The sequence below is a fragment of the Shewanella aquimarina genome (assembly GCF_023349185.1).
Classification (GTDB): domain Bacteria; phylum Pseudomonadota; class Gammaproteobacteria; order Enterobacterales; family Shewanellaceae; genus Shewanella; species Shewanella aquimarina.
The window spans coordinates 25725-50870 of the sequence record NZ_JAKIKY010000004.1; the positions used below are offsets into that span (position 1 = coordinate 25725).

Sequence of the window (25146 nt, forward strand, 5' to 3'; positions counted from 1 at the left end):
GTATTATAAAAATTTTTATAACGATAAAACGGACTTAACAAATGAAAAAGTTACTCGTGTCAGTGGCGCTTGCCGCTGCCTTCGGCGTCCAAGCCGATGAAGGGATGTGGCAGCCCTATCAACTGCCTGCCATGGCAGATGAGCTGAAGGCTAAAGGGCTGGAGATCGACGCCAAATCTATCTCAAAACTCACCGAATTTCCCATGAACGCCGTGATCAGCCTAGGTGGTTGTACCGCGTCTTTCGTGTCGCCAAAGGGCCTGGTAGTGACTAACCATCACTGTGCCTATGGCTCGATTCAATACAACTCGACGCCTGAGAAGAACCTGCTAAAAGATGGCTTCCTGGCGAAGAACTATGGCGAAGAGCTGCCAGCCACCCCTGGTTCACGTATCTATGTCACCGAAGAAGTTACCAATGTGACCGACAAGGTGAAGCAGGGGCTGGAAAACAAGGTAGGTAACGACTTCTATCAGGGCATCGAAGCCAAAGAGAAGCAGCTGGTTGCTCAGTGTGAGGCCGATGACGGCTATCGCTGTCAGGTCTACAGCTTCCACGGCGGCCTAGAATATTACCTGGTTAAGCAGCTTGAGATCCGCGACGTGCGCCTGGTGTATAACCCGGCGGCCAGCGTAGGTAAGTACGGCGGCGACATCGATAACTGGATGTGGCCACGTCATACCGGCGACTTTTCCTTCTATCGCGGCTATGTCTCTAAAGATGGCAAGCCGGCCGATTTCAGCAAAGACAACGTGCCTTACGAGCCAAAGAGCTTCCTTAAGGTATCGGCCAAGGGCGTCAGCGATGGCGACTTCGTCATGGTTGCCGGTTATCCGGGGCGCACCAATCGTTACCGCACCGCCAACGAGGTGGAAAATCAGTTCGAGTGGGCCTATCCAGAAGGCAAGATGCTGCGTGAACGCTTCATCGAGATCATCAAGGAAACCGCGCCTGAGGGCAGCGACGAGCGCATCAAGTACGAGAGCCTGATCGCCGGTCTGGCCAACTATGCCAAAAACTTCACCTCGATGATCGAGTTCTATGGCAAGTCGACCATGCTCGACGATCGCAAGGCGCGTGAGGCGGCGCTGACCAGCTGGATAAACAAAGACAGCAAGCGTCAGGCTAAGTATGGCCAAACCATGGCCGAGCTGGACAAGCTGATCAAGGAGAGCCAGGAGCACCAGGCCCGCGACATCATCTTAGGTTATATCGGTTACACCACCATGCTGCCGACTGCCCGTAAGTTATACCGTCTGGCTAACGAGAAGCAGCTGGACGACATGGCTCGCGAGCCTGGCTACCAGGAGCGCGACATGACTCGCTTCAAGTCGGGCCTGGAGCGTATCGACCGTCGTTATGCACCGAGTGTGGATAAGGCCGTGGTACTGGATCTGCTGACCCGTTACGCCAAGCTGCCTAGCGAAGAGCGTATCCCTGAGCTGGACAAGGCATTCGGCATCGGCAAGAAGTTCGACGCCGCCAAGCTGAGCAAGGTGCTGGACAAGATGTACGCCAAGACCGAGCTGGGCGATAAGGCGACTCGTCTTGCCTGGATGGACAAGTCGGTAGCCGACTTCAAGGCCTCTAAAGATCCTTTCATTCAGTTTGCCGTCGCCATGTATGACACAGATATGGCCCAGGAGAAGAAAGAGAAGGAGCTGTATGGCAAGCTGATGAAGGTGCGTCCTCAGTATATGGACGCCATCATCGCCTACAACAAGGAGCTGGGTAAGCCGGTGTACGCCGACGCCAACTCTAGCCTGCGTGTGACCGTGGGTCATGTGAAGGGCTACTCGCCACAAGATGGTCTGGTTGCCGTACCTTTCACTCGCCTGGAAGGCATAGTGGCCAAAGACACGGGTGAAGATCCGTTCGACGCGCCTAAGAAGCAGCTTGAGCTGATTAAGCAGAAGCAATATGGCGACTACTATGTGAAGTCTATCGACTCTGTGCCGGTGAACTTCCTGTCGACTCTGGATACCACAGGTGGTAACTCAGGTTCACCAACCCTAAACGGCCGCGCCGAGCTGGTTGGGCTGCTGTTTGACGGCGTCTATGAGTCAATCATCGGCGACTGGGGTTACGATACCGACACCAACCGCTCTATCCAGGTAGACAGCCGCTACATGCTATGGGTGATGAAGTATCTGGACAACGCCGATAACTTGCTGGCGGAAATGGAGATTGTTCACTAATTCTAGCGATTAGTGGAGGCGCTTTAGTTACTATTAGCGAGCCATAGGCGCCAGTTTTGAAAGGGCTTAGATGAGAATCTAGGCCCTTTTTTGCGTTAAAGGGGTAACTTTTTTGGTGTTTACTCTTTGTATTTAGTTGAAATTCATTACCCTTGTTTTAGCGTTAGCCGTTACTGTTATCAATTGCCTGCGGCAGGCCTTATGTGCAAACATTCTTTTGGCTCGCAGCAAGTCCATCCATGGATGCTCTGCGAAATCATCCCTGATTTCGAAGGCCAAAAGCATGTTTACACCGAGTTATCCATCTCTTCGATTTAGCCGTATTGGATCATCAGGTCAGTCAAAACAAAAGTGGTGATTTTTTAACTTGGGACAAGCGCCCGAAATTAATCGTTGCTTAATTTTGGTTTCTCTATCGTTCTTTTGTTCGGTGACGTTATGAGTTTATTAGGCTAATTTTCTAATGCTGGTTATTGCTTCAACAACCACATGGACAGGAAACATTGGCATTTCTTCCATATCAATAATGGTTTTACTTGTTGGTTCAGACTTTTCTGCACAGATTTTTATGCACCAACCTTGGATCAGTTGACGGTCAATTTCGAATACCTCATTCATATTGCAATAATCTTTAACCGTAATGAAGTCTATATCCAAGCTATTGTTCTCTATGGAAGTAAGCTTGTTTCCAAGAGAACGAATCATTTTCTCGTGTTTCGCAAATTGTTCTCTTGTTTGGCGCTCCAACTCTTCACGTTGTTCAATTTCCAATAGAAGAGTTTTTGCCATTCTCATTAGATCAGAATCTTGTGAAACCAATGGTGGTGGGTAGACACCATACTTGGTTAGAGAAGGCACTACGTCATGAAAAAGCCAGCGTTGAAACTTTTTGCCAGCATTACTCTTGTCATGAGTAAGCACTCTGAATAGGCCTGGTTGAGTTACAAACATTTCACCATTTGGGAAATGTTTAAAAGCATCATTTTTTATAAGAAGATACTCATCTGCATCTAGATCATTAATTAGCCCATTCATAATTCCTAACATTGACTTAGATACATGTCTTTCGTCCATGTTTCTGTTTTCTTTGTTTAATGTGTACTGTACGTCAACCAAAGAAATAAAGAGCACATTGCCCTTTTTGATAGTTCTGATGTCGGAAATTCCTTCAGAACCCTCATAACAAACTTTCACTAGATCGTTATTCAAATTCAATCACCTTTGTCGAGTTTACCTACAAATGAGCCTAAAATTTGTGGATAGAAAATGCGAATATGTTTGGTAAAGTATGCTCGTGCATTTTTCAAATCTATAAATTAAGCCATCGTGATGGCGAAACCATTGATTAATAACTACTCTACCAGACTCATACTCTATAAACGAGCACCAAAGCTTGCGAAGTGGACTTTGATATTGCTCACTTGTCGATATTATCTATCACCTATAACTAGAACTTTGGTGGTAATGCTCTAAGTGTTTTTTAACTTATCGTTAACAAATGAGGCCAAATCGAAGAGACGTTAGATACCGAGTGTAGATACGCCGGTGAGCTTCCGAAACAGGGATGTTTCGGCAGAGCCTAAAGGGACTTATTCATGGCGTCTCACAGGCGTATCTGCACAACCCCCGCCGGGCAGGCGATAGATTGCCATGAAGGGGTGACCTTCAACAGCCTCTCAAGTATCGATGCTGGCCAAAGATACACAGCGTGCCAAAAACGTGTTTGCACATAAGCTCACCGCAGGTGATAGACAGCCATGAAGGTATAACTTTAAAATACCAATTAAACTTCAATATCGCCCGACGCTAAATAAAAAATCACACAATCCACAGCCTATTTGTATAGGCGACTCACAAACGTATTTGTGAGCTCAGGTAAGAGATCCTGAGGATGATCACCGCCTAAGCATAGCAATCTCCTGCTCGGTTAACTCCCTCATCTCGCCCTCGGGAAGATCGCCCAGGGTTAAGGATTCGATGGCGACGCGTTTAAGGTCAATCACGTGATAGCCGAGTGCCTGGCTCATGCGGCGGATCTGGCGGTTGAGTCCCTGGGTGAGGATGATTTCGAAGCTGTCTGGCCCCAGGCGTGTCACCCGGCAGGGCAGTGTGGTGACATCCTTGTAGCTGACGCCTGCCGCCATCTGAACCACAAAATCATCATCGAAGGGCCTGTCTAGCCTGACATGGTAGCGCTTGTGGTGGGCGAAGCTTGGGTGCATCAGCTTCTGGGTCAGTTCGCCGTCGTTGGTGAGTAGCAGCAGCCCCCTCGAGTCCTTATCCAGGCGACCCACGGGGTAGAGACGTGGCTGCGCTGGCAGCAGGTGTAGCAGGCTGGTTGTATCCTCTGCCAGGAGGCGGCAGTCTGTGCCTACCGCCTTGTTGAGTATCCAGTAGGCCTTGTCGGCAATGGGCGGCATAGGTTCGCCATCGACACAGACGCTAAGCGATGCCTGCTTGCCCGCAGGAGTTTGGATAAGCTCGACCCTATCCGTGTGATTGGCCAATCGCTCGCCCAGGCTGACTCGTCCGTCGCGGATCAGTCTCGACGCGGCGCGCCGAGAGCAGAGGCCGGTTAAGGCGATGTACTGGGCGAGGCGCATTGGTGCGCCTAGCCTTGGGCCGAGACTTGGCTGATCAGGTTATCCTGATAGCTGTGTTTGGCTAATTTCTTGATGGTGAGTGCCAGGGTGACGCACCAGATCATCACCAGATTGGTCTGGGCCCACATGGCCACGGCGACGCCGCATATCGAACCGTCCTGGTGATTGCAGGGAGCGAAATCGAGGAGCGCCCAGTCGATCATGAGGGCCAGGCTGCTTGCGGCGATGAGGCCTAGGCCGCTGACGATAAACAGCGGCGTCGAGCAGAGACCCTTATGATTGACCCTGGCCGAGAGGGTTAGGAAGTAGAGGACTATGGTGGCGATCAGGAAGATGGTAGAAAACAGCCTGTGCTCTTTGAGGTAGTTGATGGGGTAAATACCGATAAGGATGATGGTTATTCCCACCACAAAACCCGCGAAGGCGATATAGTTGCCAAAGTGTCCCAACTTGAGTTGTAACAGACCATACATGGCCAGCAGTATGCAGGAACCCGCCAGGATCAGCCCCATGTTGAAGATATAGGCCAGGGGGGAGTCGACATAGTTGCCCAGAAGATCGGGCCTATGGTTTAACGCCTCTAGTCCCATCACCTGAAACTTGGCGAACAGGGAGATAGAGATGCCCAGTGCAGAGATGAGCGCACCGGCTTGAATGGTGAAGACCACCATGCGTTGCAGGTCATAGTTTATGGGTTGGTGTAGGGCCATAGCGATGCCATTTTTTGTTATTTTTTGAATATAAAAAAGGAGCCCATCTTGTGGTACTCCTTTCGTCTCGACGCCTGGTTTATTTCAGTAAATGCTTAACCTACTTCACTGCGTCGCAATTATATCCCTATGCTATTAGTTTAAGTGAAAACCCCCATATAGTGGAACTGCTATAGTGAGGAATGTCACAAATTGATCCGTGCACCCAGGGATAGGGCGCACGAATTTGAGTTTAGTGGCGCTTGCGTAGTACCACTATGGCGATGGCCACGATGGCGAGAATCATACAGTACCAGGCGTGGGCAACCGCCTGTAGCGGGCTGATGCTGAAGGTGGAGGCGATAAGCAGTGCCTGAGCACCGTAAGGGATTAAGCCCTGAATGATGCAGGAGAAGATATCCATGATACTGGCGGCGCGCTTAGGCGTGACTTCATGTTTCTCGGCCAGATCTTTGGCGATATCGCCGGTCACCACGATAGAGACGGTATTGTTGGCCACACAGGTGTTGGTCAGGGCCACTATGCCCGCCATGCCCAGCTCAGAGGCGCGGGTCGAGGCCTCGCCTTTGGCGCTGGAGAAGCGAACGATAAGCTTCTCTATCTGCTTGCTGACAAATGCCAGTCCACCCTGTTGCTGCATCAGGGCCGCCAGGCCGCCGACCAGCATGGAGAGGATGAAGATCTCCTGCATGTTGCTAAAACCTGTGTAGATATCCTTACCAAACTGGATCAGGCCATAGTCCAGGGTGGCAAAGCCTGTAATGCCGGCCAGCAAGATCCCTACCGTCAGTACGACGAACACGTTCAGCCCGGCGACCGCCAGCACTAAGATGGTGAGGTAGGGGATAACCTTAAGAAAATCTATTTGTTGAGGCGCCACCTCGGCCTGACCCTGTCCTGCCAGGGTGAACACCACCAGGGTGATCAGCGAGGCGGGAATGGCGAAGATCAGGTTTTCTCTGAATTTGTCTTTCATCTCGCATCCCTGGGTGCGGGTCGCGGCTATGGTGGTGTCAGAGATGATCGACAGGTTGTCACCAAACAGGGCGCCTGAAATCACAGCCCCGGCCATCAGCGCCAGATCGATCTGCGCCTCTTCGGCGACGCCCAGTGCGATGGGAGCGACCGCGGCTATGGTGCCCATAGAGGTGCCCATGGCGGTGGCGATGAAGGCGGCGATCACGAAGAAACCGGGTAGCAAGAGATTAGAGGGCACTAACGACAGACCCAGCGCCACGGTAGCATCCACGCCGCCAGTGGCCTTGGCGACCGAGGCAAAGGCACCGGCCAGCAGATAGATGAGACACATGGCGATGATGTTGGAGTGGCCGATACCGCCGATGAAGGTCTCTATGCTTTGATTTAGCTTCTCTTTCGAGATCACTATCGCCAGTATGATGGCGGGCAGGATGGCGATCACGCTCGGCAGTTGATAGAAGGCAAAGTCGACGCCCTGACTCTGAAAGTAGACGCCGGCGCCGATAAACAGGGCCAGAAACAGGAATAATGGCAGTAGGGCGATAAATGATGCCTTGGGGGCCGTGGTTTGTGTTGGTGTTGTCAAAACGCTCTCTCTTCTCACTAAACATCTCTATGGAGACGTGTCATTAAAACTGGATGCTCTTCCCTTGCCCTCCTAGCTGGAACATCTCGCTTGTGGCGAAATGGCACATCTCAATAGGTGAGAGGATATGAGATCGAAAGACGTCTGTCAATTTAGACGTCTAGATGTTTTTACTTCTAAATGTTTGGTTGCTGTTAAATCCTCTGACAGGCTTGTTAACATTCAAAATTAAGCATCTGCTTAACTTGCCTAGCTAAAGCCGAGAGATCAAATTTTTTATCTTGTGAAAACTGTCACTTAACTTATTACTCATGCTAGGCTTGCGCCTCATGTGGCTTAGCCTAAAACGGATTGGAAATCGAAAAATGATGTTAGTCGAGGTGGATAAGGCGCGTTATCGCCAGCACTTAAATAGGGTGATTGCGGTGTTTATTGCAAGTTTGGCCCTGCTGTCTCTGATATCTGGTCAGCTGTTGATCGCCTTGTTTGGCAATCAGGCGGTGGTCAGCGGCGAGTCGACAGGTAATCTGCACCTGAACTTTCTCGGCGTGCTACTGGGGTTCGCCATCTGCGCCTGGGGGCTCTACCAGCAGAGGCACAAAGACTACTTTCGTGAGATCTATTATGTGTCTCGCCTCAAGGCGCTGCAGAACCGTATCTACCGCAAGTTCAAGCAAATCAAACAGGCAGCGGAGCGTAACGATATCGATGCCCTCACCATACAGGTGTTCTATTTCAGCAGCCAGAAGCTGGTCTATCTGCTGGACGACAACACATTGACCCTGAGCCAGGTCGATAAGGAGCTGGAGGCAGTCAAGGCGCGCATCGCTGCACTTGGGCTTAATATCGGCCCTGAAGGTTTTGATGAGTCGTTGCTGGAGAAGTTTTAGCTCCTCTATCTCTGCTCGCCACGGGGCTTATCCAGGCCAAACACCTCGTTGAAGGCCTGGGTCAGCAGCTCTACCTTGGCGCTCTCACGCGCCGACTGCTTGACCACCATGGAGAGGTTGAACTGGTAGCAGGCCTCATCCCCGTGAATGATCTTGATCTCCTGCTGTTTCAGCTCCTCCTGTATGTAGCTTAGGGGCAGGTAACCTATGTAGCAACCCGATAGAATTAAGGTTTTACGAGTATCAAACTGATACGCCTTGGCCGACAGGTTGAGGCGTTTGAGCTGCTCTCTACCCTCGGGGTCGATATCGACACCTGGGTGGATTGAGGGGGTCTTGGCCAGCATCTCGGCACTGATCTCTTCGTCGCTCAGATGAAAATAGGGATGCTTGGCGCTGCAACACAGGTAGATGGGCTCGCTGAAGATGGTCTGATAGTTGAGGCCCTGGATCTGTTGATAGCTGGGCAGCAGGCCGACGTGGGCCTTGTCCTGTAGCAACGACTTCTCAATCTGGTGCAGCGCCTCGCCATCAAGAATCAGGTGTAGCTGGGGCTGACGCTGGTGTATGTAGGCGATCACCTTGGCCAGCTTCTGCTGCATGCCGTAGTCCAGCTGATCGGCGCAGAGGATCACCAGCTCGCCGATCAACTCCTCGCCTAAGTTGTTCACAAACATCGAGAAGTCGTTGAGGGAATCGAAGAGCTCGATACAGGCGTGATACACGGCCTGGCCCGCCTCCGTGAGGGCAAATCCGCCTCGTCCCCGGCTGCAGAGCTTGAGCTTCATACGGCTCTCTAGGTTTGACATATGTACGCTGATGGTGGAGCGGGTGACCCCGAGTTCAGTCTCTGCGGCGGCGAAGCCTCCGTTCTCCACCACGGTGCGAAAGATACGCAGCAGACGCAGATCGTATTCGGTGATCGCCTTGGGGATGATGGACTGTTTGCTCATTAGTTTTATATGTTTCAAACTTTATGTTGAATATTTGGTATTTAACCCGAGTTAGTTTTGCTATTCAATAGAGAAATTAGCGCGCCTTCTCGATTCACACTATGGTGCAGCCCTTTAGATTCGAACTATTTATGCAGGGAACTGTTATGCAGGGAATTAAAGACACTCAGTTAATCAAACTATCCTCCTATATCGACGGCAGATGGGCGGCGGGCGACCTGCGCTTCGACGTGGTGAACCCGGCTAGTCAGGAGGTGATCGCCCAGGTGGTTGACGCCAGTCTCGACGATACCCAGGCCGCCATACTGGCCGCCAAGCGGGCACTGCCTGAGTGGTCTAAGCGTTCGGCTAACGAGCGCGCCGCCCTGATGCGTAAGTGGTTCAACCTGATGATGGAGCACCAGGAAGATCTGGGCCGCTTGCTGACCCTGGAGCAGGGCAAGCCGCTGGCCGAGGCCAAGGGGGAGATCGCCTACGGCGCCGCTTTTATCGACTGGTTCGCCGAGGAGGGCAAGCGTGTCTACGGCGATACCATTCCGGCGCCCGCCAACGACAAGCGTATTCTGGTGCTCAAGCAGCCTGTGGGCGTGGTGGCCTCTATCACCCCATGGAACTTCCCTAACGCCATGATCGCCCGTAAGGCGGCGGCTGCATTGGCGGCCGGTTGTACCTTCGTGGCACGTCCCTCACCGCTGACGCCGCTGTCGGCCCTGGCGATGGCCGAGCTGGCCGAGCGCGCCGGTATCCCTGCCGGGGTGTTCAACATAGTGGTGGGCGAAGATGCCGTGGGCATGGGCAAGGTGCTGACCCAGCATCCAGACGTGGCCAAGTTCACTTTCACCGGCTCTACCGCCGTGGGTAAGATCCTGCTGGCCCAGTGCGCCACCAGCGTGAAGAAGGTCTCGATGGAGCTGGGGGGCAATGCACCCTTCATCGTGTTCGACGATGCCGATATCGACGCCGCGGTGCAAGGTGCCCTGATCTCCAAGTATCGCAACGCCGGGCAAACCTGTGTCTGCACCAACCGTATCTTTGTGCAGAAGGGAATTGCCGCGGCCTTTACCGAAAAATTTACCGCCGCCGTGGCCAATCTCAAGCTAGGCGATGGCCTGGGCGATGGCGTGACCGTCGGCCCCATGATCTCTAAAGACGCGGTGCAAAACGTGCTCAAGCTGGTGGATGACACAGTGGCAAGCGGTGCCAAGCTAGTGACCGGTGGCCAGCCGAGCGAGCTGGGCGAGAGCTTCCTGGCACCCGTGATCGTCACAGATGTGACCAACGAGATGCCGCTGGCTCGCAACGAGATCTTTGGTCCCGTGACCCCTATCATCAGCTTCGATAGCGAGGATGAGGCGCTGGCCATGGCCAACGATACCGAATATGGCCTGGCCGCCTATTTCTACGCTCGGGATATCGGCCGCATCTTCCGCGTCGCCGAGGGGCTGGAGTACGGCATGGTGGGCGTCAACGAGGGGATCATCTCCAACGCCGCCGCGCCTTTTGGCGGGGTGAAGCAGTCGGGCAACGGCCGTGAAGGCTCCAAGTATGGCCTGGACGATTATCTGGAAATTAAATACCTGTGCCTCGGTGGCCTGGATAAGTAGTGGCTTGGATAAGTAAACGGAAGGATAGAGACGATGAGCAACGCAGAATTACAGGCGCGTAAGGTACAGGCAATCGCCAGGGGACAGGGGAACGCCTATCCCGTCTATGTGGAGCGGGCGTTAAACGCCGAGCTTTGGGATGTCGAGGGCAAGCGCTACATCGACTTCGGCACAGGGATCGCCGTGTGTAACACAGGCCATAGCCATCCCAAGGTGGTGGCGGCGGTCAAGGCGCAGCTGGATAACTTCAGCCACACCTGTGTGATGGTCAACCCTTATGAGTCGGCGGTAGCCCTGGCGGAGCAGCTAAATCGCATCGCTCCAGGCGACAGCGACAAGAAGGCGATCTTCGTGACCACGGGCGCCGAGGCGGTGGAAAACTGCGTCAAGATCGCCAGGGCCCACACGGGGCGTCGCGGCGTGATCGCCTTCAACGGTGGCTTCCATGGTCGCACCAACCTGACCATGGCGCTGACGGGTAAGATCACCCCCTACAAGCATCAGTTTGGCCCCTTCGCCGGGGATATCTTCCACGCGCCCTATCCGGTGGCCTTCCATGGCGTGAGCGTGAAAGACTCCCTCAAGGCGATCGAGCATCTGTTTAAGGTGGATATCGCCCCCTGTGATGTGGCGGCGATCGTGGTCGAGCCCGTGCAGGGAGAGGGCGGTTTCTACGCCGCGCCACCTGAGTTCTTACAGGCGCTCAGGGCGCTGTGCGATCAGCATGGTATCGTGCTGGTGATGGATGAGATCCAGACAGGTTTTGGCCGTACCGGCAAGATGTTTAGCTGCGAGCACGCGGGCGTCGAGCCGGATCTGATGACCATGGCCAAGGGGATCGCCGGTGGCTTCCCACTCGCGGCCGTGGTGGGTAAGAGCGAGATAATGGACGCGCCGCTGCCGGGCGGGCTTGGCGGCACCTATGGCGGCTCACCCGTGGGCTGTGTGGCGGCGCTGGCGGTGCTCGAGGTGATGCAAGAGGAGCAGCTGGTGGAGCGTGCCGTTAAGATAGGCGACAGCTTCAATCAGGCGCTCTCTGCCCTCAAGGAGCAATATCCACAGCTGATTGGCGAGGTGCGCAATCAAGGCGCCATGATCGCCATGGAGTTGGTGATCGACGGTGACAGTGAGCAGCCCAACACTGCATTGACCCAGGCGATTATCGCCAACGCCGCGGCCCATGGCTTGGTGCTGCTGGCCTGTGGCTTCTATGGCAACGTGATCCGCTTCCTGCCGGCATTGACCATCAGCGATGAGATCATGGCCGAGGGGCTGGCCAAGTTTAAGACGCTGTTCGAGAGCCTGGTGAACTAAGTCGCCCTTATTTTAAATAAATAGCCAAAGCCTGGGACCCTCTCCCGGGCTTTTTTGTATCTGTATGTTGAAAATCGCCACAAGACCTTGAATAACCAAGTCGAAGCGCGTAAAACTGCCTGTCAGCAGCGTTATTCACCAGGCCAGTCGGCCTCAGGCGAGGGAGTTTAGGTTTTTGGATCACTTTATTTGGAATATGGACCCTGTGTTGGTCTCCTTCATGGGGCTGACAATACATTGGTACGGCGTGCTGTTTGCTAGCGCGATCTTCGCGGGCTTTCAGGTGATGAAACGCATCTATGTGCGCGAAGGCCTGGATGTTGAGTCACTGGATAACCTCTTGATCTACTGCGTTATCGGCATAGTGGTGGGGGCGCGTCTGGCCCATGTGTTGTTTTACGAGCCCAGTTATTACTTCGCGCACCCGGCTAAGATTCTGGCGATCTGGGAAGGCGGCCTGGCCAGCCATGGCGGCGGCCTGGGGGCGATCCTGGCGCTTTATTATTACCATCGCAAGATGAAGCTGCCGTTCCTCTTCCTGCTGGATCGACTGGCGATCGCCACGGCCATCTTCGGCTTCTTCGTGCGCATGGCCAACTTCGTCAATTCTGAGATCCTTGGCGTGCCGAGCGACAAGCCCTGGGCAATAGTGTTCGAGCGGGTGGACATGTTGCCGCGCCATCCGGCCCAGCTGTATGAGGCGTTGGCCTACCTGAGCATCTTCATCGCCCTTTGGGCTATCTACAAGACCACAGAGATGAAGCAGAAGCAGGGCGCCCTGTTTGGCCTCTTCCTGGTGTGGGTGTTCAGTGCCCGTTTTGCCATAGAGTTCGTCAAGGTGAAGCAGGCGGCCTACGCCCAAGATTGGACCATGAGCGCCGGTCAGATGCTGAGTATTCCTTTCCTGCTGGTGGGGGTCTTCCTGCTGGTGAAGCCCTATTTGGCATCCAAGACCAAATAGCGATAAACAAGCCCGACTCAGTTCGGGCTTTTTTTTCAATTAAAAACAGTTAATCAATCATTTAACTCATCTCCAATTAATAGTTCCTCTGCTAAAATAGGGGGGCAAATCTGATTGTCCCAGCCTATTCATCTGCCAGAAGGAGACCTATGTCCTACCAGGTTATCTTGTTAGGGATCGCCGCGCTAATCGCCGTGGGGATCCTGTTGCATCACCCCTCAAAGACCCTGGGTTTGCCCAGTCTGTTGATCTTCATGGGCGTGGGCCTGAGCCTGGGCAATGGCGAGTTTAATTTTGTCTACGATAACCTCACCCTGACCTCCACGGTCGGGGCGGTCGCCCTTAACATGATCGTCTTCGTCGGCGGCATCAATACCAAGACGGAGAGCATCAAGCTGGCCTACAAGGAGGGCGGGGTGCTGGCAACCTTTGGGGTGCTGTTGACCACGCTTATTTTGGGGGCGCTCCTCTATCCGCTGACGGACTGGAGCCTGGTGATCTGCCTGCTGTTTGCCGCCGTGGTCTCCTCGACCGATGCGGCGGCCGTGTTCTCGATTCTGGAGTCGAAGAAGCTCAAGCTCAAGGAGCGCACGGATACCGTGCTGGAGTTCGAGTCGGCCACCAACGACCCGGTCGCCCTGGTGATGGTGATGATACTCACAGGTATCGCTCTGGCGCCGGATGCGCCGGTATCGCCTTGGGCGATAGGCCAGATGCTAGGCTTGCAGATCGCCTTAGGGATAGGCGTTGCCTTCGTGGTGGCCAAGTTGGCGGTGTGGGCACTGAACAGCATACATCTCGAGGAATATGGCCTGATCCCAGTGTTTGTGCTCGCCAGTTTCGTGCTGGCGGCCTATGGCAGCGAGCTGGCCGACGGCAATATCCTGATCGCCTCCTACGTGTGTGGCGTGGTGATGGGCAACGGCATACGCCGGGGCGTGGAGGTGACGCGGCATTTCTTTAACAGCCTCTCCTGGCTGGCGCAGTCGCTGATGTTCATCATACTCGGGCTGCAGATCTTCCCCCAGACCCTGTTTAGTGTGTTCTTCCTGTCGCTTATTCCGGCGGCGCTACTGATGCTGGTGGCCCGCCCCTTGGCGGTGCAGATCTGTTACCTGCCTTTTCGTCAGGCGAGCTGGAAGAAGCGGCTGTTTATCTCCTCCATAGGTCTCAAGGGGGCGACCCCCATCGTCTTCTCGCTGATCCCGGCGGCGGCCGGTGTCGAGGGGGCGGTGGAGATGGTGCATCTGGTGTTCTTCATCGTGCTCTTCTCCATCCTGTTACAGGGGGCGGCCATAGAGCCACTGGCCAAGCGGCTTGGGCTCAATAGCGACAGTTAAGGGGCATTGCTCAGAGCCTTGCGCTCTATTTTTTAAGCTCAACTCACAGTGTTCAAATCTCAGTGCTCAGAGAAAAGTGCTTAATTCCCTGCGCCCAACTTCCACTGCTCTAGGGCGCCGTCTGAGCTGAGGGTGATGAGCTGCCCACCCTGGCTCACCATATCCATGACGGTCGTGCCCATGGAGAAGGGGGTGAGCTGCCAGCGTTCTAGCTCCTTGCCGGTGGCGACCTGCCAGCGAAAGATAGTCTGCTTCGAGGTGGCGGTGATCAACTCATCGCCCCTGTGAATGAAGCGGGCGCGGCGAAAATAGCGGTAGCGCTCGAAATAGTTCAGCTGACTCAGCGCCTCTCCCGTATCGAATGCCAGCAGTTGGTGATTATCCAGGTTGTCGGCGAAGAAGATGCGCCTATCGGCCTCATCGAAGGCTAGGCTGGTGATCCGCTGAGGCAGAGAGAACTGCTTGATGATCTTTCCGCTGGCACTTTCCCACCAGAGCACCTTGCCATCGTGGCCTGCGGACAGGAGGCGATCGTCCGTGGTGCCAAATTTCAGGAAGGACACCTCGGTGTCGTGTTGTTTGAACAGAGAAAAATGCTGCGCCGTGAGATCCACCAGGATCACGCTGCCTTCATTCATGCCGATGGCGATGCGTCTTCCCGTCTGATTGAGTGCCAGGGTCGAGATGCTGGCATAGTCGTTAAAGCCGTTGACCTGCCAGGTCAGCTGGATATTGCCTTGGCTAAGATTGATGAGGCTTATCTGGCGTTTGCCGGCATAGGCTAGATAACGCTTGTTGCCCGATAAAGCCAGTTGATAACCCGGATGCTCGAAGGCAGTCGCCGGCCAGTGAAAACGCTGCTTGCCCTCGGGCAGCGTCCAGACGCTGAGATCCCGACTGCGGCTCAATGTGATGGCCAGGCTGGCATCCTCTGCCAGTAGCCCAGCCACCAAGCTATTTTCCACCAGACGTTTGAGGCTCTGCGGTGGCTGGCTTGTCTGCTTATCTGAGCAGCCTGAGAGGGCGACGAGTAACAGGGCTAGGCTTAAGAGGTGGCACTGGCGTTTGAGTGTAGACATGGGGATAGCGGATAAGGCTCAGTTACTGGGAGTTAGCTGAGCATAACACATGTAAAAGCCCGCCGGTGTCAGCCAGCGGGCCTGAGCGGATCCGGTCTTGCCGGAGCATTACTTGAGGCGGTAGATCACCTCGACGCGATCGCTGATGCTAGTCTGCGCCTCCTGGTAACTCTCGGCCACATCACCACGGGCGGCGCTCATCTTATACACCATGGGGCGCACCGCTCCCTGGGCCTGATAGCGGATCTCCCATACGCCATCCAGGCGCTCGCCGAAGCCTTCCGCCAGTGCCGCGGCCTTCTGCTTGGCGTCCTTGATCGCCATCAGCCTGGCCTGTTCAATCATCTCCGCCTCCTTGCTGGATTTGAAGTTGATCTGATGGATGCGGTTGATCCCTTGCTGCAGCGCGCTGTCGAGCAGGTCGTTAAGCTTGTCCAGGGCCCTTAGGGTGACCACAACCTGGCGACTGGCGAGGTAGCCGATCTCCTTGTTGGTGCGTGTCTCAGGGTCGTACAGATAGTCGGGACGTAGATTCAGGTTGGCGCTCTGTACATCCTCTCGAGCGATTCCCGCCTTGGCTAATCTGGCCAGGAAGTCGCTGACCGCCTTGTCTGATCCCGCCTTGGCCTTGGCCGGGTTGTCGGCCTTAGTCACCACCTCGACGGTTAGCTCGGCCATGTCGGCCTTGACGACCAGCTCGCTGGTGCCGACGGTTTCGATATGGGGGAAGTTTAGCTCTGCGGCGGCCGCGTTAGGTAAAGCAAGCAGGCTGCCGGTGAAAACCAATGAACCAAATAGGGTGGCAATCAGGGTCTTTTTCATCGAATACTCCAAACGCTCTATAAAGTTAGCGGATATGAATCAGTTGTTTGAGCATATAGACGGAGCGGATCTGAAAAGGGGTTAAATAAATTGAAAAGTTTTTCTTGGGGCGATTTGGTGCTTTGCCTAAAAGAAAAAACCTGGTGATAGAGCGTCCTGCCTATCACCAGGCGAAAGCGCCTTTGGGGGAGCGCTGGGGAAGCTGCGAATAAGTCCTTGTGGGACTCGTTTGCATCTTCCCTAGAGGTGCCACCTGTAAAACACCTCTTTTAAATGGCTTTGGGATTCAGGCCCGTCGTCGGTCTCTGGCCCTCGACTTAGGCTATTATGTTTGCTGCCCTCTAACCTGAAATCCCATGCTTCCTGCAGACCACTTATTCCGTTGTTTTCTTATATTATTGTTATTTTGTTCTGTCGCCGTCTCATCCTTGGATGAGTTTGAGCTCACGCATGAGCTGATTGAGTTGTAGGGTGAGGCGGTCTATTTCCGCCCTTAGCACACCCACGCGTCCACCTTGCTGCTCGCTCTGCCTGACCAGTTGGTAGACCGTCTTGGTTGAGACGCCAAACTGTTTGGCGACCTCTGATAACAGGCAGTTATTGCTTTTGACTTCGGTGACGATCCGCTCTGCCATCTTAGGCGAGATACTCTTAGATATTGTACTCATCTGTGACTCCTTATGGATGAATCTGCGTGTTTGCCTATTCGACGTCCCACTGGCTGATGCCGAGGTGAAGGATAAACTGCCAATCTTCGAAGCGGCTGACCGCCAATAACCAAGGTTTCATCTTCTACTCCTTATGGGCTTAAATCTGTTTCTGGTAAGCCCGCCTTAGCAACTACCTACAAAGTAGTATGTAAGTTCTGTGCCAACTTTATAATGATAAGTTAATTTATTGATTTTTAACTATATATTCTATTTTCGCTTGGGGCGGTCGAGTGTGACCAGGCGCACAGCGCTCACCAACTTGGTGCTCTCGTGACTTGCATTGGTGCAAGTCGGCCGTTGGCCACAAGGTCGTCCCTTGCTGGGCGGACTACACTGATTAATAGCCGGGCGTATGTTAATAAAAAGCAAATAAAATGACTAAATAGTCATTTTTATCGCATAAGTATTGACTGTGTGAGGTGGGCTGCCTATAGTCGTTGCCAATTCGGTGAATATTCTGAGCAAGCGAGTAAATAATGAACAAATCTATCATGTTAGCCTGTTTTTCAGCCCTGTTAGTGCTGAGTGGCTGTGGCAAAGAGCAAGATTATCTGGTGGTCGGCACCAATGCGGCCTTCCCGCCCTTCGAATATGTGGGCGGCGTCAGTGGTGATCAGGTGATGGGGTTCGATATCGATCTGGCGCGTCAAATAGCCGAGGATGCAGGCAAGACTCTCAAGGTGGAGAACATGAAGTTCGACTCGCTGATCGTGGCCCTGAACGCGGGCAAGATAGATATGATCGCCTCTGGCATGACCATCACCCCTGAGCGTCAGGCCAGCGTGAATTTCTCTGAGCCTTACTATGAGGCGACTCAGGTGGTCTTGGTCAACAAGCAGGACGACAGCATTCACAACCTCGCGGATCTCAGCGGTAAACACTTCGCGGTGCAGCTGGGCTCCACCGCCGACATGATGGCCAAGAAATATACTCAGTCGGTGACCGCCTTCAATACCGGCTTCGAGGCGATCATGGAGCTGAAGAACGCTAGGGTGGATCTGGTACTGTTCGATAGCGAACCGGCCGCCAACTACCTGGCCAAGAACCCTGATCTAAAGCTTATTACCCTGGACTTTCCCCCCGAGTTTTACGGTTTCGCCGTGGCCAAGAGTCAGCCCGAGCTGCTGGCCAGCATCAACCAGACGCTGGCAACCATGAAGCAAAACGGTCAATACGACGCCCTGCTTGCCAAGCATATGAAGTAGGCCGCCATGTTAGACGCAATTAATACCTCACTATTTACCCCCATAGGCGAAGATGGCCTCATAGGTATCTACCTGATCCTCAATGGCTTAAAGGTGACCCTGATCGTCACCCTGTTTGCCATGATCTTGGGGGCCATACTGGGTGTGGCCACCACTCTGATGAAGATGTCCAGTCGCTGGTATCTGCGCTGGCCCGCCAACTTTTACGTGGGGATTATCCGCGGCACGCCCGTGGTGGTGCAGTTGGTGATCCTCTACTTTATCGTGCTGGCCACCTGGGATGTAGACAAGGTGAGCGCCGCCATCATCGCCTTCGGCCTCAACAGCGGCGCCTATATCTCGGAGATCATCCGCGCCGGCATACAGGCGGTGGATAAGGGACAGACGGAGGCGGCCCGCTCCTTGGGGCTGTCTCAGGCGGTCACCATGAAGGAGGTGATTCTGCCCCAGGCAATTAAGAACATTCTACCCGCCCTAGGCAACGAGTTTATCGTGCTACTGAAAGAGACGGCGGTGATCGGCTTCATCGGCGGCGTGGATCTGATGCGCTCGGGCGAGATCATCCGTAGCCGCACCTTCGAAGACAGTGTGCCCCTGTTTACCTGTGCACTCATCTACCTGGCGTTGACCTACAGTTTTACCTTTATGTTGTCGAAGTTTGAGAAGAGGCTTAAGCAAAGTGATTAAGATCAGTAATCTGCATAAATATTTCGGCGACAACCAGGTGCTCAAGGGGATCGACGAGTCGATCGCAAGAGGCGAGGTGGTCAGCGTCATAGGTCCCAGCGGCAGCGGCAAGAGCACCTTTCTGCGCTGTATCAACCTGTTGGAACAGCCCACCCAGGGGGAGATAGTGATCGACGGTCAGTCGATCACCGCGCCGGGTGCCTGTATCGACAAGCTGCGGCAGAAGGTGGGCATGGTGTTTCAAAACTTTAACCTGTTTCCCCATAAGACGGTGCAGCAAAACATCACCCTGGCGCCGGTAAAGCTGGGGCTGATGAGTCAGGCCGAGGCCGACAGTGAGGCGATGAGGCTACTCGAGCAGGTGGGGCTGAGCGATAAGGCGAGCGCCTATCCCGCCAGCCTGTCAGGCGGTCAGAAACAGCGGGTGGCCATCGCCCGCGCCCTGGCGATGAAGCCCGAGCTGATGCTGTTCGACGAGCCGACTTCGGCGCTGGATCCTGAGATGGTGGGCGACGTGCTGGATGTGATGAAGCAGCTGGCCCAGGCGGGGATGACCATGGTGATCGTCACCCACGAGATGGGTTTTGCCAAGGATGTCTCCGACAGGGTGATCTTCATGGATGGTGGCTATGTGGTGGAGAGCAATGTACCCGAGCAGCTGTTCGGTCAGCCCCAAGAGCCGCGCACCCAGGCGTTCTTGAGCAAGGTGCTTAGGTAAGTTAAATATTCAGATAAGTTAAATCTTCGGGTGAGTTCAATCTTCAGGTGAGTATAGCGACTAGCCCTCGGCCGCCTGCTCGGGCTGCCAGAACTGGTAGTCGTGTTTGCCCTGGGCCTTGACCCGATACATGGCGGCATCGGCGAACTCGCAGGCGCTGGCAAAGTCATCGCTCGGGGTGAAGCAGTAGATGCCGATACTGAGGCCGAGTTTAACCTCTGTTCCTTCTAAGATGATTGGCTGACGATAGACATCCAGTAGAGACTGAGCCCGCGCCTGCAGCAGTGTCTGGTCCTGGCTTGGGTGCAGGATCAAAAACTCATCGCCGCCGAGACGGGCGATGTCGGCCTGCGTGCCAATCACGCCTCTGAGGGTGTCGGCCACATGGATTAGCAGGTGATCGCCAAACTTGTGGCCCAGCTTATCGTTGAGCTCCTTAAAGCCATCGAGATCGATGAAGAAGACGCTCCCGGCATCGTGTCGATATTGCTCCTCAAAGGCCTGGGTGATCGCCTTGCGGTTGCTAAGGTTGGTGAGGGGGTCGCAGTGTGCCAGCTCAGATAGCTCCTGCTCGTAACGCTTCTCCTGGGTGATATCCATATGCGTGCCCATCATCCTAAGTGGCGTGCCGTCACCCATGCGCTCGACGATACGGCCGCGATCGGACACCCAGGTAACCGAGCCATTCTTGTGGATCATCCGGTGCACCGCCTGATAGTAGTCGGACTTACCCTCCACATGATCCTCGAAGGCCTTGATCACCCAATCTCTGTCCTCGGGATGCAGATTCCGTTTCCAGCTGTCCACATGGGCCGCCAGCTCTTCACGGCTAAAGCCCAGCAGCTCGCCCCAGCGCATGTTAAAGATGGTCAGGTTGCCGCTGGGAATATGCTGCTCCCACAGGCAGAGACGGTTGCCGTCCAGCGCCGCGAAGAGTTTTTCTTCGGCGCGATCATTGAGTAGCTTCAGCTTGGCGTTTTCGCGTTTGAGCGCCGCATTTTCGGCTTTAAGCTCGGCAATGAGGTCGGTAAGTGCTGACTGATTGGATGCTTGCTCATCCGGCTCCATCAGTGGGGATCTCCTATATGTTTATCAAGCATAAGTTAACCATTATTGGGTAGCGAAACAACCGTTTAAACGAGATGATACATTTCGCTACGTTTGTTGCAGCCCAGGCCTGGCAACCGATTCGGTGAGGTTTTTATGAAGAGTAGAGATGACCTCCTTGGATTTTTTGGTAAGGTGCGCAGCTAAGTGGTTAGTGCCAATAAAAAAAGAAGCCGACAGACGGCTTCTTTTGTGTTGAATAAACCAGACCTTAGAGTACAGGTAGGTAGGTGATCACTCGCTCATCGCGGGCGATGATGGGGTCAACCACCAGTTGCTGGAAGGTCTCACCCTTGCTGTTCATCTGATGTTTCATCAGCTCGGGCGAGTTGGCGATGAGTGCCTTGAGCGTGTCTATCTGGTCGATCAGCATGAGAGCCAGCTGGTTCTCTTCGGTCGCCACATAGTTTTTGCCCTGTAGACTGATCTGCTTGCTGGCGGCAACGGCGTCGCTGGCAAGATGAATGCCCACATACTCGCGCCACACTCTGGCCTTCTCTTCGCCGCGGTAGTCGCTGTCGCGCGATGCCAGCACCACCTGCTTGAGCATCATCTGCAGCAGGTTGCTCTTACCCTTCATCTCATAGCTGCTCAGGGGGAAACCGAAGTAGCGTCCCAGTGAGGTGGCATAGCTTGGCAGCGCCTCGATATGCTGGTCGGCATAATCCACGTCGTTGATATAGTACTTGGCGTCTACTGCCTTACACTTGTCGCTCAGCACAGGCTTGGTCAGGTATTGGTTGATCTCCTTGACGGTATTGCCCATGGTCATCTGGCATAGCATGCCTTCGAGCTGCTCGTGCACCTTAGGGTAATCTGCCAGGGCGTAGTAGGTGCGGCCCGTGGTGCTGCGAGGCGACTTGCGGGTCAGCAGCTGACGCATCGCCAGCAGTTTATCGGGCCACATGCCCAGCACGTCGCGTTCGTTGACATAAGGGTGATTCGGGCTCGATGCCGGGGCCTTGACGCCGTTGAGCAGGCGTCCCTTGTTGGCGCTGACATCGGCATAGAGCAGATCCTGGTAGGCCTCGACGATGTCGGCCTTGAGCAGCAGCTCTTTCAATTTTTCAGGGGCTTGCTCGTAGGCGGTGATGATCTGACCCAGCTCGAAGCCTTCATCCAGCTTGCCGGCATTGAGACGGTAGAGGCGAGTCAGAATATCTTCCAGCGAGTGCACCTTGGTCAGGGCGCGGCTGTCATCGCTGTTCATGCGATAGGTGACATGCAGATAGATGTCGCTCAGACCGGCCGCGGTAAGGAAGGTGTCGGCCGCCTTTTCCACCGCCCTTTGTGAGGCGCAGAACCAGTAGTTCTCATGGCCTGGGCAGAAATCGGCCAGCTCGTTCTGATCGAAGGCAAACAGCTCCTCAACCGTGGCCGTGTCTTCGACGAACTGACGTATGTCGCTGAAGCCTCTCAGACGGTTGATGGTATAGGGCAGGATATGATCTTCGAACAGGGTCTGACGGTTATGACGCACGTTCATGGTGTCATAGCTGTCGTGGTAGCTGTCGATATAGTACTGCACTATGTCGTCGTTGTTGGTGCCGGCGTCGAAGCGGTTACAGTTGCTGTTGAGGGTCACATGGCCGTCGGTACAGAAGGCGAAGTAACGCAGGTCGTGCTCTTTGCCTATCTGATGCAGGGCGCCATATTGAATTTCGCCCGTGATATTGCCCTGGCGTAGCTCCTCGCGGCGCTTGGCATCGGCCGCCTCGAGCGATACCAGGCTGCCATCTTGGGTCTCTACCTGACGACCATAGCCGAAACGCAGTGCGGCCAGATCGTACTTTTGGAAGGTGGTGGCGAAACGGTCGGCGTTATAATCCATCTGGCTGGAGAAGTCGGCCTTGACCGTCAGATGAGGATAACCCGCCTCACTGAAGGCTTGGCTGAACTTGGTGATCTCCTCTTCGTTAAAGAAGTTAGCTTGATCTCGGCTACCGGCAAAGTTATGTCTTAGCCCCAGGGTATGACCTAGCTCGTGGGTAAGGGTACCGGCAAAGGCCTGAGCCGCCAGCTTAGTCACCAGATCCGCCTGGAAGCTGCTGGGCATGGCTTCGATATCCCTTAGCTTGCCGCCTATGATGCCATCGACCCAGAAGTTGGTGTCTTTCCAGTCGATCTCATAACCCTGAATGCCGCGAGGCAGTTCGCGTAGAGCGCCGCCTGTGAGGCCGAAGGCCTGATCCACACTCATCAGGTTATGTTCTGCCCAGAAGGCTTCGGTCTTATTGTGTTGATTGACCAGCTCCTCGAAGGGGGCGTTGTTGGCATCATCTGTGGAGAGATCTGGGATGACTGTCTGCGGCTGCGCCTCGGTGCGTGGTTGCTGCACCATAGGATCTTGGCTGACACTGTTCTGCTCGGCAATGAGCTTGTTGGCCGCCACCTGATTGGCACGATCTACCGCCTCTTGCGAAGGCGTATAGTCGACCCCGGTAAGATCTTTTACCGAGTTAGGATCTAGCATGCCGCGGTTGTAGTCCAGCTGCACCCTGCGGTAGTAGCGGGTCGATCCTTGCTGTAGGTTGGCACTGTATTGGTCAACCCGGCCACTGACAATCTCGCCGGTCAGCGGGTTGGCGGCAGAGGGACCATAGCCCGCCAGACCGTTATCTAATGGCTCGTCGAATAGGGTGATGTTGCTGTAGCGCAAGTCACCGTGTCTGCGTTCGTTGGCCTGGGCCAGCTTGAGCTCCGGCAGGCCGGTTTCGAACAGCTTGTTCTGAATGTTGATGGCGGTAATGCTCTGTTTGGCCGCGTCCAGGAAGGGCTGATTCTTCGGCTCGAAGAAGTTGTTACTCAAGAAGTAGGTGATCGCCTCCTTCTTGGGATTGAAATGGTTGAGGTACTGGCGCACATAGCCATCCTTACCATCGGCATTGTTGCCGTCGCGGTATTCATGCTGGGTGCGGAAGAAGCCGAAGGTGCCGTTCTCATCCTCACTATAAGGGATGGTGACAAAGTCCTTGCTGGCCAACTGATCCAGGGCCACGACAGAGATATATTCCGTGGTGGTGAAGGAGAGGTTGTCGAAGCTGCCCTTGAAGAACTTGCCGAAACAGGCGGGATTGGCCTGATAGGTGTGCTCGATTTCGAAGTTGATCACCCCCTTGGCCAAGTCCATCTCATAGCCTTCCCAGTTTCCATCTTTTACCAGGTGGGCCGACTCGGTTTCAGTGGTGCACTGCTTGAAGGTGACCAGATCTGTGTAGTTCTCTTCGGCGATCTGTGCACCTTCAAACTTAGGAATGAAGAACTTCTTCTGATCCCAGGTGATATTGCGATCTGTGACTTCCTCTTCGCGGTTGGTGCAGTCACCCCAGTTGTCTTGTTGGCACTGGAAATCGATGTAATCGCCGGGAATCGTGAGCACAGGTGCCTTGTTGTACTCGTTATCGAAGCGCGAGTCGTGGTCCAGACCTATGTTGTCTCTGTCGATCTGACGCAGCTGGATGCCGTTTTCCGTCATGCGCAGGGTCACCAGTTTGGCTTCCCCCTGAGAGAAACCATGGATGGGGGCCGAGTAGCGCGGTGCCTCACCCAGGCTGCGGGTGTAGAGAAAGAGTCGTTCGGGCTGCTTGCTGGCTAATTCGCCCGTGGTGGTCGAGGAGGTAAGTTGATCCCCCGCGGCGCCGCTGGTGGTGGCATCTTTGAAGTCTTTGACGGCGATCATCCGCTCATCTTTCTTGACCTCCTGATACGGCTCGTCTGTGCCGCAGGCGCTCAATCCTATCGCGCTCAATATGGCGATGGCGACAGTGCTTTTGTACATTGAAACCTCTCCTAGTTGTTTGATTTATAAGTGCTTTTTATAAATATTTAGTGATCGATAGATAAAACACGGAGTTGCGTTCGTCGTAGAGCGTAAAGCTGTGGGACGGGCCGCGATCCGGGTCGAAGAAATAGCCGCTGTTGTTGTGGCCTATGGCCGCCACCCAAGTGGGGGCAAACGACCAGCCGATCTCTTCGCTGATGGTGAAACGGTTGTCATAACGACTGGTGTTAAAAGGCTTGTTCATGGTGTAGGAGGCGTTGACATCCAGATACCAATTGTCGATGAACTGCCAGGTGGCATCGGCCAGCAGGCTGATGCTGTGCTCGATGAAGTGCTCGCCGTGACGGCCTATCTCATGTTCATAGGCGTTATATTTAAGCCGGGGTGAGAGATAGAAGTTCCAGTCTTGGTTCGGGCGGTAGAAGAGATAGCCCGCCAGCCTGGGGGCGGCCCTCAACTTGTTTTCTTTGCTCGTATGGCCGGTAGGCAGATAGATCCCGGCGCTGCCGACATAGCTCCAGTCATTGCCCAGAGCCTTGGACGGGGTGCGATACTCTAAGAAGGTGTCGTAGAAATAGCTCTGGTTATGGCGCGTCTCCACCTCGCCGCCGCTGGAGAGACGTATGCTGCCCCAGGTGTCGCGGTAGGCTATCCTGCCGCTGGCACTGAGGGCCTGGTAGGAGCTGGGGGCCGACTGCTCGAAGGTGTTGCTGGCGGCGCTGGCACTGAGATAACCGGACCAGTGGGAGCGCTTGGTGTCTATGGCGGCGGCAACGTTTTCATTGTCTGCCAATACCTGACTCGACAGCATCAGGCTCATTATTAGTCCCAGGGATAATTTTGCATGCCGTGTCGTGGAGCGCGCGCAATAATTCGCACTCGACAGACGTGAGTGTGCAT

General features: G+C 54.4%; 20 protein-coding genes. 9 read left to right on the top strand and 11 right to left on the bottom strand.

The genetic code is table 11. The features are described from left to right. The first annotated feature begins 41 nt into the window (after window positions 1–41). On the top strand, window positions 42–2198 hold the full coding sequence (locus tag L2731_RS06315) for a S46 family peptidase (RefSeq protein ID WP_249252307.1): 2157 nt from the start codon (window positions 42–44) through the stop codon (window positions 2196–2198). Window positions 2199–2645: 447 nt separating this feature from the next. Here L2731_RS06315 and L2731_RS06320 read toward each other — a convergent pair whose 3' ends face one another. The 4 genes from L2731_RS06320 to L2731_RS06335 form a co-directional block, all read right to left on the bottom strand. Further along, window positions 2646–3407 carry a BRO family protein gene (locus tag L2731_RS06320; protein WP_249252308.1) on the bottom strand — a complete coding sequence of 254 codons (762 nt, stop codon included), beginning with the start codon at window positions 3405–3407 and terminating at the stop codon, window positions 2646–2648. 686 nt (window positions 3408–4093) lie between these two features. After that, complete coding sequence (locus L2731_RS06325; RefSeq protein WP_249252309.1) at window positions 4094–4801, bottom strand: 23S rRNA pseudouridine(2604) synthase RluF; 708 nt, start codon at window positions 4799–4801, stop codon at window positions 4094–4096. A gap of 8 nt (window positions 4802–4809) precedes the next feature. After that, window positions 4810–5511 carry a DUF998 domain-containing protein gene (locus L2731_RS06330; protein WP_239849595.1) on the bottom strand — a complete coding sequence of 234 codons (702 nt, stop codon included), beginning with the start codon at window positions 5509–5511 and terminating at the stop codon, window positions 4810–4812. A 232-nt stretch (window positions 5512–5743) separates the two neighbouring features. Beyond that, entirely contained in the window at window positions 5744–7075 is a 1332-nt protein-coding gene (locus L2731_RS06335) for a Na+/H+ antiporter NhaC family protein (RefSeq protein WP_239849596.1), read from the bottom strand. Window positions 7076–7440: 365 nt separating this feature from the next. Between L2731_RS06335 and L2731_RS06340 the strand changes: the two genes are divergently transcribed. Further along, a complete protein-coding gene (locus tag L2731_RS06340; protein WP_249252310.1) occupies window positions 7441–7965 on the top strand; it encodes a DUF3087 family protein in 525 nt (174 codons plus the stop codon). A 5-nt stretch (window positions 7966–7970) separates the two neighbouring features. Here the strand turns inward: L2731_RS06340 and L2731_RS06345 are convergent, their stop codons facing one another. After that, on the bottom strand, window positions 7971–8918 hold the full coding sequence (locus L2731_RS06345; protein ID WP_249252311.1) for a LysR family transcriptional regulator: 948 nt from the start codon (window positions 8916–8918) through the stop codon (window positions 7971–7973). Between the two features lie 146 nt (window positions 8919–9064). Between L2731_RS06345 and L2731_RS06350 the strand changes: the two genes are divergently transcribed. The 4 genes from L2731_RS06350 (at window position 9065) to L2731_RS06365 (ending at window position 14137) form a co-directional block, all read left to right on the top strand. Further along, on the top strand, window positions 9065–10522 hold the full coding sequence (locus L2731_RS06350; protein WP_249252312.1) for an NAD-dependent succinate-semialdehyde dehydrogenase: 1458 nt from the start codon (window positions 9065–9067) through the stop codon (window positions 10520–10522). A gap of 33 nt (window positions 10523–10555) precedes the next feature. Beyond that, a complete protein-coding gene (gene gabT / locus L2731_RS06355) occupies window positions 10556–11836 on the top strand; it encodes a 4-aminobutyrate--2-oxoglutarate transaminase (protein ID WP_249252313.1) in 1281 nt (426 codons plus the stop codon). Window positions 11837–12032: 196 nt separating this feature from the next. Next, window positions 12033–12797 carry a prolipoprotein diacylglyceryl transferase gene (gene lgt / locus L2731_RS06360; RefSeq protein ID WP_415837037.1) on the top strand — a complete coding sequence of 255 codons (765 nt, stop codon included), beginning with the start codon at window positions 12033–12035 and terminating at the stop codon, window positions 12795–12797. A 149-nt stretch (window positions 12798–12946) separates the two neighbouring features. Next, window positions 12947–14137, top strand: coding sequence for a potassium/proton antiporter (locus tag L2731_RS06365; protein WP_249252316.1), 1191 nt, complete (start codon window positions 12947–12949; stop codon window positions 14135–14137). An 80-nt stretch (window positions 14138–14217) separates the two neighbouring features. Here L2731_RS06365 and L2731_RS06370 read toward each other — a convergent pair whose 3' ends face one another. From L2731_RS06370 to L2731_RS06380, 3 genes are all read right to left on the bottom strand, one after another. After that, entirely contained in the window at window positions 14218–15216 is a 999-nt protein-coding gene (locus tag L2731_RS06370; protein WP_249252317.1) for a WD40 repeat domain-containing protein, read from the bottom strand. A gap of 108 nt (window positions 15217–15324) precedes the next feature. Continuing rightward, entirely contained in the window at window positions 15325–16038 is a 714-nt protein-coding gene (locus L2731_RS06375; RefSeq protein ID WP_239849604.1) for an oxidative stress defense protein, read from the bottom strand. Between the two features lie 422 nt (window positions 16039–16460). Then, on the bottom strand, window positions 16461–16706 hold the full coding sequence (locus tag L2731_RS06380; protein ID WP_239849605.1) for a hypothetical protein: 246 nt from the start codon (window positions 16704–16706) through the stop codon (window positions 16461–16463). Window positions 16707–17224: 518 nt separating this feature from the next. Here L2731_RS06380 and L2731_RS06385 point away from each other — a divergent pair. Genes L2731_RS06385 through L2731_RS06395 form a run of 3 tightly spaced genes read left to right on the top strand, consistent with a single transcriptional unit; the run spans window position 17225 to window position 19358 of the window. Next, complete coding sequence (locus L2731_RS06385; protein ID WP_249252318.1) at window positions 17225–17953, top strand: basic amino acid ABC transporter substrate-binding protein; 729 nt, start codon at window positions 17225–17227, stop codon at window positions 17951–17953. A 6-nt stretch (window positions 17954–17959) separates the two neighbouring features. Continuing rightward, window positions 17960–18640 carry an amino acid ABC transporter permease gene (locus tag L2731_RS06390; RefSeq protein ID WP_249252319.1) on the top strand — a complete coding sequence of 227 codons (681 nt, stop codon included), beginning with the start codon at window positions 17960–17962 and terminating at the stop codon, window positions 18638–18640. Further along, complete coding sequence (locus tag L2731_RS06395; protein ID WP_249252320.1) at window positions 18633–19358, top strand: amino acid ABC transporter ATP-binding protein; 726 nt, start codon at window positions 18633–18635, stop codon at window positions 19356–19358. Before L2731_RS06390 ends, L2731_RS06395 begins: the two co-directional genes overlap by 8 nt. 60 nt (window positions 19359–19418) lie before the next feature. Here the strand turns inward: L2731_RS06395 and L2731_RS06400 are convergent, their stop codons facing one another. From L2731_RS06400 to L2731_RS06410, 3 genes are all read right to left on the bottom strand, one after another. Next, a complete protein-coding gene (locus L2731_RS06400; RefSeq protein WP_239849609.1) occupies window positions 19419–20426 on the bottom strand; it encodes a diguanylate cyclase domain-containing protein in 1008 nt (335 codons plus the stop codon). Between the two features lie 250 nt (window positions 20427–20676). Further along, window positions 20677–24243 (bottom strand): zinc-dependent metalloprotease, encoded by a 3567-nt coding sequence (locus L2731_RS06405; RefSeq protein WP_249252321.1) that lies wholly within the window; start codon window positions 24241–24243, stop codon window positions 20677–20679. A 37-nt stretch (window positions 24244–24280) separates the two neighbouring features. Then, window positions 24281–25066: a hypothetical protein gene (locus L2731_RS06410; RefSeq protein ID WP_239849611.1), complete on the bottom strand. Its 786-nt coding sequence runs from the start codon at window positions 25064–25066 to the stop codon at window positions 24281–24283. Window positions 25067–25146: the final 80 nt, after the last annotated feature.